Genomic DNA, 12,969 nt, shown 5'->3' with positions numbered 1-12,969 from the left:
CCCGACCGGAGCCCCGCCGCCCCAGAAGGGTGGCTTCGGCGCCGCGCTGTGGCGCTGGACGAAGCGGCTCCTGGTGCTGGGCGCCGTAGGGCTGGTGCTCGTCATCGGCGTGTGCGTGGGCACCTACGTCTACTTCAGCCGCGACCTGCCGTCCGTGGAGTCGCTGCGCAACTACCAGCCGCCGCAGGTGACGAAGGTGACGTGCGCGGACGGCTCGCTCTGCGCGGAGTACGCGCTGGAGCGCCGCACGCTCGTCCGCATGGAGGACCTGCCCGCGCACGTGCGCAACGCGTTCCTCGCCGCCGAGGACGCGGACTTCTACAAGCACGAGGGCCTGGACCCCTTCGGCATCCTGCGCGCGGGCGTGAAGAACCTCATCCCCGGCAGCCGCAAGTCCGGCGCGTCCACGCTCACGCAGCAGGTCGTGAAGAACATGCTGCTCACGCCGGAGCGCAGCCTGGGCCGCAAAATCCGCGAGTGGATCCTCACCCCGCGCCTGGAGCAGGCGCTCACCAAGGATCAGATCCTCAGCCTCTACATCAACGGCGTGTACTTCGGGCAGCGCCGCTACGGGCTGGAGGAGGCGGCGCTCTACTACTTCGGCAAGCACGCCAAGGACCTGACCGTGGGCGAGGCCGCCGTGCTCGCGGGCACCGTGCAGTCTCCCCACCGCATCAACCCGGTGGCGAACATCACCCGCGCCAAGGCGCGCCAGCGCTACGTGCTGGAGCAGATGGCGGGCCAGGGCTTCGTGCCGCGCGCGGTGGTGGACGCGGAGAAGGAGAAGCCCATCGTGCTCGCGCCGCGCAAGACGGTCAGCGCGGGCGCCTACTACGCGGAGGAGATCCGCCGCACGCTGATTGAACGCTACGGCGAGAAGACGGTGATGGAGGGCGGCCTGCGCGTGGACATCGCGCTCGTGCCCAAGCTCCAGGCCACCGCCGAGCAGGCCGTGCGTGACGGCCTGGAGGCCGTGGACCGGCGCCAGGGCTACCGGGGCGCGCAGGGCAAGCTGGAGGAGGCGCAGTGGAAGCGCTACCGCGAGCTCATCGTCCAGCGCATCGAGGAGGCCGGCCGCCGGCAGAAGGACCAGGGCTACGTCGCGGACCTGGCGCCGCTCGCCCAGCCGCTCGCCGCCGCGGCTCCGGCGAAGACGCCCACCACGCAGGAGGTGGAAGGCGCCGAGGAGCAGCGCCCCGCCGCCCTGGCCGCGGACCCGGACTCGGAGGAAGAGGAGGCCCAGTCGCCGGAGCGTACACGCGCGGGTCAGGTCCTCCTCAAGCCGATGGAGGAGGGGCTGCGCCTCACCGGCTACGTCACGGAGGTGGACACGAAGCGCAACGTGGCGCGCGTGGACCTGGTGGGCCGCACCGCGGAGGTGTCCTTCGAGTCCGCCACCTGGGCGCGGCAGAAGGGCAAGAAGGCGCCCAAGGACATCTCGGACGTGTTCACGCCCGGGGAGCTGGTGTTCGTGCGCGTGCTCAAGGCCCCTCCGGCGCCGGCCTTCGTGGAGGCCTCGTTGGATCAGGTGCCCGTGGTGCAGGGCGGGCTCGTGGTCATCAACCCGGCCAACCGCAACGTGGTGGCCATGGTGGGCGGCTATGACGCGGAGCGCTCGTCGTTCAACCGCGCCACGCAGGCGAAGCGGCAGCCGGGTTCGTCGTTCAAGCCCTTCATCTACGGCGCGGCGCTGGCCAGTGGCCGCTTCACCCCGCTCTCCACGGTGAATGACGCGCCGGAGTCCATCCGCGACCCGTACACGGGCAAGACGTGGCGGCCCAAGAACTTCGACGGGCGCTTCGAGGGCCCCATGACGCTGCGCACGGCGCTGAGCAAGTCGAAGAACACGGTGTCCGTGCGGCTCATCGAGTCGATCACCCCCGCGACCGCCATCGACTTCGCGCGCCGGGCGGGCGTCCGCTCCGCGCTGCCGGAGAACCTCACGCTGGCCCTGGGCACCGGTGAGGTGACGATGCTGGAGGCCGTCAACGCGTACGCCACGCTCCAGGCCAACGGCCGCTACGCGGAGCCGCTGACGCTCCTGCGCGTGCGCGACGCGAAGGGCACGGTGCTGGAGGAGCACCAGCCGGCCTTCGAGGAGACGCTGCCTCCGGCGGTGGCGTACCTCACGACGTCGCTGATGCGCAGCGTGGTGGAGGACGGCTCGGCGCGCGCGGTGCGGGAGCTGAACCGGCCCGCCGCGGGCAAGACGGGCACCACCAACGAGTCCAAGGACACGTGGTTCAACGGCTACACGATGGACTGGGTGGCCAGCGCGTGGGTGGGCTTCGATGACAACTCGCCCCTGGGCAGCAGTGAGACGGGCGGCCGGGCCGCGCTGCCCATCTGGCTCAACTTCATGCGGGTGGCGGAGGAGGGCCTGCCCGCGCGCGACTTCGAGGTGCCGCCGGGTGTCACCCAGGTGCGCATCGACCCTGTCACCGGGCTGCTCGCGGGCAACGCCGTTCCGGGCCGGATGGAGCCCTACCTGGAGGGCACCCAGCCCACCGCCGAGGCCCCGCCGCCCGGACAGGTGACGCCGGACAACTACTTCCTGGAGGAAGGTGGCAAAAGGGGGCTGTGAGTCGCTCGCTCCTTCCGCTGGTCCTCGCGCTCGCGTTCGCCCTGCCCGCCTTCGCGGAGTCGGACGAAAGCGCGCCCCCCGCCTCCGCCCGGCTGGCCCTGGCCGTGGCCGACGCCATCCGCGGCGCCCCCGCGGAGGCGCCCGTGGCCCTCTCCCTGTCCGGAAGCTCTCCCGAGCTGCGCCGGGCGTTCGGGACGCTGCTCGCCGCCCGGCTCTCCGCGATGAACCTGGGGCCGGTGGTGCTGGACGCTCCGCCCGAGCGCGCCGAGGCCGCCGCCCGCGAACAGGGAGCCCGCTCGCTGGCGCGGCTCACGCTCGACGTGGAGGGCGGCGAGCTGGTGGCGCGGGGTGACGTGCTGGGCACGTGGGTGAACTTCTGGTCCGGCCGCACGCCCACGCGTCCGCCCAAGCCCGCCGCCGCCGTGGCCGAGGGCGTGGAGGCCGATGCCGCGGTGCTGGCGCTGGCGGCGGTGGGGACGCCGTCCTCGGGAGTGACCGGCCCGGGTCCACAGCAGCGGAGGCCGGTGCGCCTGCTGGGCGCGGTGTTCGCCAGGCTGGAGACGCCGCTGGGCGCGCTGGCGGCGGGGGACCTGGATGGTGATGGCCGCGATGAAGTGGCCGCGCTCACCGAGCACGAGGTGGTGGTGTTCGGCGCGGACGGTCGGGTGCTCGCGCGGCGGGAGCTGGAAGGGGCGGCGGCCACGGCGACGACGCGCGAGCCCTTCGGAGCGCTGGCGGTGCTGACGGGGCCGCCGCGGCTGGCGGCCTGGAGCACGCGGTATGCGCGCGGCGAGGTGCTGGTGCTGGACAAGGCGAAGGGGACGCTGCGTCCGTCGGGGACACTGGACGCCGCGCCGCTGGGGACGGCGGAGCGCGGGGCGTTCGTGCCGGGGCAGACGGTGTTCGCGCCGGAGGTCCGGCTGGCGGACGGACGGAGCCTCACGGTGCCCGCGCCCTTCGGCACGGCGAGCTTCGCGGCGCCGCGCATGTTGTTCGTGCACGCGGACAGCACGGCGTCGCTCTACACGCGTCCCGCGTCCGCGCCGCTGAAGGTGTCCGGGCTGGGCGCGGGCAGCACGCTGGGAGACCTGGATGGGGACGGGGTGCCGGAGCTGCTCACCACGTCACCGCAGCTCCAGCCGTCGCCGGACACGCTCCGGGTGCTGTCGTTGAGCTCCGACGCGCCGATGGCGCACGAGCCCCTGTGGCAGGGAGCGCTCCCGCCGGGCCGGGCGCTGTACGTGGTGACGGCGGACCTGGATGGCGACAAGCGCCGCGAAGTCGTCGTGGGTTCGTGGAAGCCGGACGGCACGAGCGAGCTGTTCCTCCTGCGCCAGGGTGCACCGTGATGAAGGCTCACAAGCGCCACGAAGTCCTGGTGAGGCAGACGAGCCATTCCGCTTCTCCTCGGCAGGGGCGCGGCGAAGCAGCGGCGGCGCAGAGGCATCGACAGGAGGGCACCGCGATGATCCGCTCCGCCCTCGCGGGCCTCGTGCTTTTGACCTCCACTCCGGCACTGGCTGCCAGCCGTCCGCGCTACGGCGGCGAGCTGCGGGTGGCGCACGCGGGGCCCCCTGAAATCGGTGAGCCCGCGCTCGCGGACACGCCCATGGAGGCCGCGCTGCTGGGCCTGCTGACGCGGTCCGTGTGCCGCGTGGATGCCAGCGGACAGGTGCACCCGACGTTGGCACGCGAGCTGTCGCGTCCCGTGCCGCAGGCCCTGCGCGTGGCGATGCCCTCCGCGGCCAGCGCGACCGCCATGGCCCGTGCGTGGACTCGGCTGTCCTCCACGGAGTCGCCGTCTCCGTACCGCGCGCTCCTGTATCCCCTGCGCGGCGATGGCCGTCAGGTGGCGTCCACGGGCGCCACGCTGGACCTGGCGCTGGCGTTTCCGTGGCCCGACCTGGAGCGCTCGCTGTGCCACCCTGCCCTCGCGACGCCGCCGTCGCCCACGTCGGGACCGTTCAGCGCCGCGGGCCGGGGCGTGCTGGAGGCCCAGGCCACCTGGCCCGAAGGTCGGCCGTACCTGGACCGGCTGGCGCTCACCGCCACGGATGAGCGGGGCCTCGCGCGGCTGTGGACCGCGCGGCAGGTGCAGGTGGCGCTGGGCACACCGCCCGACGACAACACCCTCACGGGCGCCGCGCTGTACGCGACCTATCTGGCGTACTCGCCCCGGAAGGTGCCCGTGGACTTCCGCCAGGCAGTGGAGAGCGCCATCGACCGCGAGGACCTCACGCGGCTGTTCGTGAGGGGCCCGGCGGTGCCCATGGCGAACCTGCTGCCGCCCGCGTTGATGCCCCAGGGGCCCAAGCCCCGGCCCAATGCACCGCCGGCGAGCGCGACCCGCAAGGTGACGCTCGTCTATGACGCCGCGCTGGCGGATCAACGCGCCGTGGCCGAGCGCATCCAGGTGAAGCTGCACGACCAGGGCTACACCGTCGCGCTGGAGCCCCAGGCGCGCGCCGCGCTGCGAAGCCGTCAGGCGAAGGGCGACTTCGAGCTGATGCTCAGCGCGTTCCTGCTCCCGCCCGTTCCCGGTCCCGCGCTGGCGGTGGTGTTGGAAGCCGGCGGCCGCCGCGACCTGCTCGGCGTGGAGCTGCCGCCCATCGGGGCCCTGATGGACGCCGGAGCCCGGGATGCGCGAAGCCGCGAACGGGCCCTGGCGCTCGCGCCCTCCGTGCCCCTCATCCCGCTGTACGCCCAGGGACTCGCCCTGCGCGCGGCGCCGGAGGTGACGGGGCTGGTGCTGGATGCCCAGGGCCTGCCCGTGCTCGAAGGCGCGTGGCTCGCCCCCGTCGAGGCTTCAGGCGGCGGAGGCCGGCCATGAGCCCTGCCTGCGTGGTTGCGCATGCAGTGCCCAGGGCCTGCCGTCGCGTGTGCTTCGGGAGGCGGAGGCCGGCCATGAGCCCCACCCACGCGGAAGCCCCCAGGAAGGACCGGCCCGCATGCGCCTGAGGGCCCGGCTCGCGCTCGCCTTCGCCCTGCTCGCGCTGGTGCCGCTGGCGGTCGTCGTTCCCCTGACGCTGACGCGCCTGCGCGACACGCTGTCGCGCGAACTCGACGCGCGCATGACCGCCGCCACCGCCTCCGCGCAGGAGTCCCTGGAGCGCTCCGCCGCCAACGCGCGCCGCGCCGTCGAGGAGCTGGTGGAGAGCCCCGCCATGGAGGACCTCGTGCGCGACGCGCGCACCGCCCCCCTGCGCGTCATCCAGGCCAACACCGCCGAGGGCCTGATGAAGAGCCGCGGCCTCACCGTGCTCACGCTCTTCGACCGCAACGGCACCGTGCTGTCCTCCGGCCACCTGCCCGCCCGGCGCGGCGACCCGGACCCCGCCCTCTTCGCCGTGACGAAGGAGAAGTCCTCCAGGCCCGTGCCCGTGCGCGTGGACGTGCGGGGTGACGCGGGCCTGCGCCAGGTCCCCGCGCTCGTCACCGCGCGCCCCGTGGACTACGGCGACGTGCGCCTGTGGGCCGTGGGCGGCGTGGTGCTGGACGACGGCCTGGCCCAGCACCTGGCCCGTCTCACCCAATCCGACGTGACGCTCCTGTCCGGCGGCACCCAGGTCGCGCACGCGGGCAGCGCCGCCCCGCCCACCGTGGAGCAGGTGCTGCCCCTGGGCAACGTGGCCTCCGTGCGCCTCACCTTCAGCCGCGCCGCCGCGCGCGAAGCCGAAGAGGGCGTCATGCGCGCGTTCCTCCTCCTCGCCGGCCTGGGCCTGGGCTTCGCCGCGCTCCTGGGCCTCCTGGTGTCGCGCTGGATGACGCGGCCCGTGGAGGCCCTCACCTCCGGCGCCCGCCGCGTGGCGGAAGGCGCGCTGGACGTCCAGGTGACGGCCCGCGCCACCGGCGAGGTGGGCGAGCTCGTCCGGACGTTCAACCACATGACGTCCGAGCTGAAGAACACCACCGAGCGGCTGATGGCCACCGAGCGCATCGCCGCGTGGCAGGAGGTCGCCCGGCGGCTGGCGCACGAAATCAAGAACCCCCTCACCCCCATCCGCATGTCGCTGGAGACGCTGCTGGCCGCGCACGAGGCGCGCCACCCCAGCTTCCCCACCCTCTTCAAGGAGAGCGCGGGCGTGGTGCTGGAGGAGGTGGAGCGGCTGCGGCGCATCGTGGACGAGTTCAGCCGCTTCGCGCGCCTGCCCAAGCCCCAGCTCGCCCCGGTGGACCTGGGCGAGCTGGCCCAGGGCGTCCTGTCGCTGTACGCCGCGCCCCCCGAAGGCATCCAGCTGGTGCCCGCGCTCCAGACGGGCGTGGTGGCCCGCGCGGACCGCGACCAGCTCACCCAGGTGCTCGTCAACCTAGTGAAGAACGCGGAAGAAGCCATGACGGGCAAGGGCGGCGTGCTGCGCGTGCGCGTGAAGGGCACCGACGCGGACGCCATCATCGAGGTGGAGGACGAAGGCCCCGGCATCCCCCTGGAGCACCGCGCCCGCATCTTCGAGCCCTACTTCACCACCAAGGACGGAGGCACCGGCCTGGGGCTCGCCATCGCCGCGCGCATCCTCCAGGAGCACGGCGGCCGCCTGGAGGTGGGCGGAGAGCCGGGCCAGGGCGCCCGCTTCAGCGTCGTGCTCCCCCGCGCGAGCTGACGGACGAAGGCCCCAAGCAAGAAGGCCCGGCACCTCGTGGAAGAGGTCCCGGGCCTTCGGGCACCAAACGGTGGCGCGCGGCCGTCAGTCCTTGACGGGCGTCGCCTTGAGGGCGGCCTTGCCCTCCTTCACGTAGACCTGGAAGCGCACCGTCTTGCACGCGTACTTCGTGACGAGCTGCTCCTTGTTCTTGCGCAGCTTCTGCACGAACTTGTCGTACGTCAGGCCGTCCGCCTGCTCACCGCAGCGCTCACGCGTGGTGACGAACTCGCGGAAGACGTCCTGGAAGTGCTGCTCCTCCGACAGCGCCGCCGCCGCCGCGCCGTTGCTGCCCGGCATGGGCAGCGGCACCGCGTTGGAGCGCGGAGCCGGCATCGGGATGGCCTCCGACGTGGGCCGGGTGCTGGCCTGGAGCAGCTCGCGCGGAATCGCCGCCACGCGCGTCGTCTCCGGGGACTCCGGATCGGAGGACTGCGCCGCCGCCAGCGCGAACGGATTGGCCGCCTGCTGGAGCGAGTACGCCGCCGTGGGCTGATCCTCGAAGGCGAACGCGGCGTGACGCGGCGCCGCCGGGGCAATGGGCTCGGCCGGGTGCTCGAAGGGCATCGCGCCCCCCTGTGCGTACGCCGGAGGCGGCGCGAACGGCTCCGCGGCCGGCGGCGGATAGGCCGCGGGCGGAGACGGGAACGGGAACGACTCCACCCCGGCGAACGGATCCGCCAGCGGCGCGGCGGCCGGAGGCGGCGCCCCGAACGGCGACGGCGCGGCGGCATGGGGAGGAGGCATCGCGAACGGATCCGCCAGCGCCGCGGCGGCCTGGGGAGGAGGCATCGCGAACGGATCCGCGGCCGGAGCCGGGGTGCCCGGGAAGGGGAACGCGTCCGCGCCCGAGAACGGATCCGCGGGAGCAGCGGCCGAGGCGAACGGGTTGGACAAGGGCTCCGCGTGCGCGGCCGACCCGAACGGGTTGGACAGGGGCTCCGCGGGAGCGCTCGACCCGAACAAATCACCGGCCACGGGCGCCACGGCGGCAGGAGCCGGCGGCGACGTGTTGGCCACGGGCTGCGCGGCGGGCGCGGACTGCTGCGCGGCCATCGCCGCACCCCAGCCCAGCGTGTCCGAACCGCCCGACACGGACTCCTCTTCGGAGGCCTTCTTGCCCCCGCCCATCAGCGCCGTCCACACCAGGCTCAGCACGAACAGGCCCGCGAGCGCGAGCAGCGCGGTGTGCTGGTACGCGGCCAGCGGAGCCAGCGTCGCCGCCGTGCCCGCGAGGACCAGGACTTCATACGGCGTGCCCGCCAGCGCCTGGCGCGAGCCCACGAACAGCGGCGCCTGGCCGCCCATCGCGTCGCCACGGGTGAAGACGGGCAGCTGCACCGGGCCCAGCGCCTGGAGCGAACCCGACTCCAGCACCGTGTCCTTCGCACCCGCCGTCAGCCGGGGCAGCGCGCCCTCCAGCCGCGCCTTCTCCGCGCCCACGCCGCCCACCACCTTGTCGCCCTGCACGAGCCCCACCGCAGCCGCGCCGGACGCATCCAGCGCGCCCTGCAGCGCGGCATCCGCGGCCAGGGGCGCGCCCACCACCAGCGTCACCGCCGGAGCAGGAGTCCCCTCACCGCCCCACGCGAGCGGCACGGACGCGAACACGTGCGGCGCCCCGAAGGCGTCCACCACGGACGTGCCCGCCTTGGCGAGCGCCGCGACATCCAGCGCCGCGGTGTCCGAGGAAGGCTCGGCGCCCGCGCGCGCGTGGAAGACCGCGTCGCCGGCCACCACCGCCACCACCGCGCCCTGGAGCTCCTGGGGCAGACCGGCTTCCGCGGCGGTGCGCAGCGCGCCGAAGCGCTCCGCGGTGAGCGGCAGCAGCCCGGCCGGCTCCTCCGCGTCCTTCGCGCCGTAGCGGTCGCGCGGAGACTTCGGCGCGGGCGCGGGCGTCAGCGCGCGCACGGCGGCGGCCACCTGGGGGCTGCCGGCGAGCTTCAGCGCCAGGGATTGCACTTCCGCGCGGCGTGCATCCACGCGACGCGCGACCTCGCCGGTGCCCGACGCGGCCTGGAGTGACGCACCTTCCACCGCGCGAGCACCCTGAGGCGCCGACAGCGTCGGGAGGTGAGCCAGGCCCAGTCCGAGGACCAGGAGTGCGAACAGCAGGAACTTGAGGCGGACCATCGCCGTCCTTTAGCCCAGGGGTGAGGGGTCCGCTTATAGCGTCCACCGTTCGACCCCAGCAAGGAACTGGCCCGAAGGAACCCGGGGGCCGGATGCCTGGCTGGCATCCGGAATTCCCGGGCCCTTCGGTCTGTCACGCCCGCTACGGCCGGTCGCCTAGTAGTTCGTCGCGTCCGCGTTGAGGTCGAACGGCATGCCGCTGTTCCCCATGCCCTGGCGACGGCGCTCCACCGCGCGCTTGACGGCCCTCTCCAGCCGGTCACGCGTTGCGTCGATGGCCTGGAACAGCGTCTCCGACGTCTCCGTCACGTGCACGGCTTCCAGGCCGGGCATGCGCACCGTCACCCGGCACTCCTTGTCCACGCCTCCCTTGGGCCCGTTGATGTCCACGAGCGCGATTTCGATCTCCGACGCCTCGTCCTCGGCGAACCGTTCGATATGCGCCACCAGATGCGTGTCCACGTACTGCTTCAGGTTGTCCGTCAGCCCCAGATGCACTCCCCGCAGCTGCACCTTCATGGATTCACCTCCGGGCACAAACATGGGCAGTCCCCCGCCCGCCCGTGAGGGGCTGTCGCAAGCCTTCCCGCCTGCCCTCCCCCGAAGCAGCCAGCCGGACGTCACCGCGCCCGGGACGCGTTGGACGAATCCCGCGCGGCACCGGGTTGCTCTAGTCGCATGGATGGCGAGCGAATCAAGGTCCTGCTGGTAGAGGACGACGGGGACAGCCGCGAGCTCCTGGCGGAGCTCCTGGAGGACGACTTCGAGGTCACCACCGCGTCGGACGGGGTGGCGGGCCTGAAGGCGTTCGAGGCCACGCACCCCGACGTCGTCGTGACGGATGAATCCCTGCCCGGAATGAACGGCACGGAGCTGGCGCAGCAGGTGAAGGAGCGCGAGCCCAGGGCCCGCGTCGTCCTGGTCTCCGGCTACGCGCAGGTGGAGGGCGCGGACTACTGCGATGCCGTGTTGCGCAAGCCCATCGACGTGGAGCGCCTGAGCCGCATGGTGGGCGAGCTGGGAGACGCGGCGCGGCACTGACGGAAATTCGCGCGGCGCACAGCCTGCCATCCGCGCGAGCCGTTCCTAACATTCCAGCCATCGCCCAGGAGGGCCCCATGAGGTACTGCGCACGGTGTGGCTCGGAGTATCAAGACAGTGTCGTGGACTGCACGGATTGCCCCAACCACCCACCGCTCGTGTCCGCCGAGGAGATGCACGAGCGGGGGCTGCCCCTGCCCCATGAGCTGGATCAACGCCGCTTCGTGAGGGCGGGCGTCGCGGACGATCCCGTGACAGCCCAGGTCTTCGTGGACGTGCTGGAGGAGCACCGCATCCCGCTCATCGTGCGCCCCGGCCGCTCGGGCGTGGTGGACGAGCTGACCACGGGCAACCTGCTGCCCTGGTGGGAGCTGCTGGTGCCGGACACCGAGCAGGCCCGCGCCGCCCTGCTCCTGGAGGAGGAGAAGATCGAGGCACGCACCTACGCGGACGAGGCCGGCCGCGCGGCGGAGGAAGAGGAGCTCGAGGACGAGCGGGCGCGCCAGGCGTCGGCCGACAACAGCGCGCCCCCGGCGAACTAGCGGCCTGCTGCGCTCAGGGCGTGCCCACGTCCGCGCTGCCTTGGGTGGGCGCGGGCTGGGACGCGAGCGTGGCGGGCGGACGCCGGGCCTCGAAGAGGCTCACGCCCGTCACCCGCCACTTGTCGTAGCGCGCGTTGCGGGCGAGGAACGTCTCCAGGTCCTCGTCCACCACGCGGTTGTAGCCGCCCCTGGACGCGTGGCGCAGGTACGTGCGCTTCTTCTTCTGCACCACGAAGCCCAGGTGGGTGATGCGCGTGGCCTTCAGCGGCAGGTCCTCGCGCATCACGACGAGGATGGTGCCGGAGTCCACGCCTCGCGCGTGCTCGAGCACCTTGTCCAACGGAATCATGTCCAGGGTGAAGGTGCCCACGGGCTGGCGCTCGCGGGGCAATTGCAGCGCCATGGACGACTTCGACTGCCAGGTGTGCGCGGTGAGCGTCTTGGTGACGGAGACGGTGTCCGCCTTCGCGTACTTGCGCGTCACGTCCACCAGCAGGCCCTTCTTGATGTTGTTGGGCAGCCACTGCGCTTCCATCAGGTGGTTGCGGTCCTCGTAGGTGGGCGTGCTCGCGTAGCGGATCCGCTCCAGCAGCGCCGGCACCTCCGGCTCGCCCTTCGCCAGGCCCAGGGCCAGCGTCTCCTCCACGAAGGTGAGGCAGTCCACCGCGTCCAGGCGGAAGGTGGGGTCGGGGTCCACGCCCTGCCCTTCGCCCAGCGGCGACAGGACATAGGGCGTGTTGAGGAACTTCTCGCTCATGCCCAGGAGGCGCTCCGCCAGCGGGGACCCGGCCTTGTCGGCGATGAGGGCCGCGCGCTGCTCGGGCGTGAGCGCGCTCCAGCCGTTCTCCCGCACGGGCGGAGCCACCGGGGCGGCCGGATTCGTGGGCGCGGTGAGCGACGCGGGCACCGCGCGCGCCGGGGGCACGGCCGGCGGGGCCGGGTTCTTCGCGGGAGCCTGGGACAGCAGCGCGAGCGCGCAGACACCCCACGCGCTCACTGCGCCACCCCGGCCTTGCGCAGGATGGCCTTGCGCCGGTCGTCCGCGAGCTGGAGCGTCTCCAGCTCCTTCTCGTAGACAAGCTTCTCCTCGCCCTTGGCGTTCCACGACGCGAGCACCAGCCAGTCCAGCGACGCGGCATCGCCGCCCTGGTGCAGCAGGCGGGCGGCGGTGGCGGCCAGGGTGCGGTCCGCGTCCTTCAGGAGCGGCGACAGCACGGGGCTGGCCTTCTTCGCCGGCACGCCCTCGAAGAGCACCAGCCCCTGGCGGCGCACGAACTTGTCCGTGTTGCCCAAAAGCTTCTGCGCGAAGGCGAAGCCCTCCGGGGCGCCCAGCCGGCACAGGCCCCGGGCCGCGGCGAAGCGCGTGCTCTCCGAGTCGCTGTCCAGGTACGCCTTGAGCGCGGCCTTCTGCTTCGCGTCACCGGTCGCGCCCGCGGCCTCCAGCAGCGCCGCGCGGACCTCCAGCTCCGGCTCGTCCTTCGCGGCGGCCATCAGCGGCTTGCCCATCTTCGGGTTCTTGGACGCCCCCAGGGCCCGCGCGGCCTCGCGGCGCACGCCGCTGCTCTTGTCCTGGAGCAGCGGCAGCACGGCGGCGGTGTTGCGGCTGCCCAGCCGGGCCAGCCCCTGCGCCGCGTACATGCGCACGGTGCTGTCGCCGTCCGACGCCAGCTTCACCAGCGTGGCCTCACCCGTGCGCGCGCCCAGCGACGCCAGCAGCGCCACGAGGTTGCGGCGGGTGCGCTCCTCGTAGGTGGTGCGCAGCAGTGGGCCAATCTCCTCGGCAGCGTAGGCCTCCTCGCGCAGGAAGCGCAGGCGCGACGTGGCGGGGGGCACGGCGGCGCCGTTGGCCACCTGGGCGAGCACGGTGTCCGCCTCCGCGCGGCTCTGGGCCTTCTTGGACGCGGCCCCAGGGCCAGCGAGGCCGGTCAGGGGCAACAGCAGCACGACGAGCAGGGCACGGACGGACAGTGGACGCACAGGGGCGGAACGATGGCAAGCACGGCACCCGCCGTCAAAGTCCACCCCTCCCGCC

General features: G+C 73.2%; 10 protein-coding genes. 6 read left to right on the top strand and 4 right to left on the bottom strand.

The genetic code is table 11. The features are described from left to right. From D7Y21_RS35765 to D7Y21_RS35750, 4 genes are all read left to right on the top strand, one after another. Window positions 1-2,584 (top strand): penicillin-binding protein 1A (locus tag D7Y21_RS35765; protein WP_233612413.1); only part of this gene is annotated, 2,584 nt, incomplete at its 5' end. Then, window positions 2,581-3,933 (top strand): VCBS repeat-containing protein, encoded by a 1,353-nt coding sequence (locus D7Y21_RS35760; protein WP_121718073.1) that lies wholly within the window; start codon window positions 2,581-2,583, stop codon window positions 3,931-3,933. The genes D7Y21_RS35765 and D7Y21_RS35760, both read left to right, overlap by 4 nt. Window positions 3,934-4,049: 116 nt before the next feature. Next, window positions 4,050-5,414: an ABC transporter substrate-binding protein gene (locus tag D7Y21_RS35755; RefSeq protein WP_121718072.1), complete on the top strand. Its 1,365-nt coding sequence runs from the start codon at window positions 4,050-4,052 to the stop codon at window positions 5,412-5,414. Between the two features lie 118 nt (window positions 5,415-5,532). After that, the gene (locus tag D7Y21_RS35750) at window positions 5,533-7,182 is read left to right on the top strand and encodes an ATP-binding protein (RefSeq protein WP_121718071.1); all 1,650 of its coding nucleotides are present in this window, start codon (window positions 5,533-5,535) and stop codon (window positions 7,180-7,182) included. A gap of 84 nt (window positions 7,183-7,266) precedes the next feature. Here the strand turns inward: D7Y21_RS35750 and D7Y21_RS35745 are convergent, their stop codons facing one another. After that, window positions 7,267-9,354 (bottom strand): MXAN_5187 family protein, encoded by a 2,088-nt coding sequence (locus D7Y21_RS35745; protein WP_121718070.1) that lies wholly within the window; start codon window positions 9,352-9,354, stop codon window positions 7,267-7,269. A 156-nt stretch (window positions 9,355-9,510) separates the two neighbouring features. Further along, the gene (hpf, locus tag D7Y21_RS35740; protein WP_120563940.1) at window positions 9,511-9,873 is read right to left on the bottom strand and encodes a ribosome hibernation-promoting factor, HPF/YfiA family; all 363 of its coding nucleotides are present in this window, start codon (window positions 9,871-9,873) and stop codon (window positions 9,511-9,513) included. A 159-nt stretch (window positions 9,874-10,032) separates the two neighbouring features. Between hpf and D7Y21_RS35735 the strand changes: the two genes are divergently transcribed. Beyond that, entirely contained in the window at window positions 10,033-10,395 is a 363-nt protein-coding gene (locus tag D7Y21_RS35735) for a response regulator (RefSeq protein ID WP_014395148.1), read from the top strand. 77 nt (window positions 10,396-10,472) lie between these two features. Continuing rightward, entirely contained in the window at window positions 10,473-10,937 is a 465-nt protein-coding gene (locus D7Y21_RS35730; protein WP_120563939.1) for a hypothetical protein, read from the top strand. 13 nt (window positions 10,938-10,950) lie between these two features. On the opposite strand, the gene D7Y21_RS35725 is transcribed toward D7Y21_RS35730, so the two are convergent. Both D7Y21_RS35725 and D7Y21_RS35720 read right to left on the bottom strand, forming a co-directional pair. Further along, complete coding sequence (locus D7Y21_RS35725) at window positions 10,951-11,934, bottom strand: N-acetylmuramoyl-L-alanine amidase-like domain-containing protein (RefSeq protein WP_120563938.1); 984 nt, start codon at window positions 11,932-11,934, stop codon at window positions 10,951-10,953. Continuing rightward, a complete protein-coding gene (locus D7Y21_RS35720; RefSeq protein WP_233612412.1) occupies window positions 11,931-12,914 on the bottom strand; it encodes a HEAT repeat domain-containing protein in 984 nt (327 codons plus the stop codon). The genes D7Y21_RS35725 and D7Y21_RS35720 overlap by 4 nt, the downstream gene beginning before the upstream one ends. Between the last annotated feature and the right edge of the window lie 55 nt (window positions 12,915-12,969).

Origin of the sequence: Corallococcus sp. AB045, from assembly GCF_003668895.1 — a bacterium.
Classification (GTDB): domain Bacteria; phylum Myxococcota; class Myxococcia; order Myxococcales; family Myxococcaceae; genus Corallococcus; species Corallococcus coralloides.
Note: the sequence above shows the minus strand (reverse complement) of the source record. Positions and strands in the feature narration are given on the sequence as shown.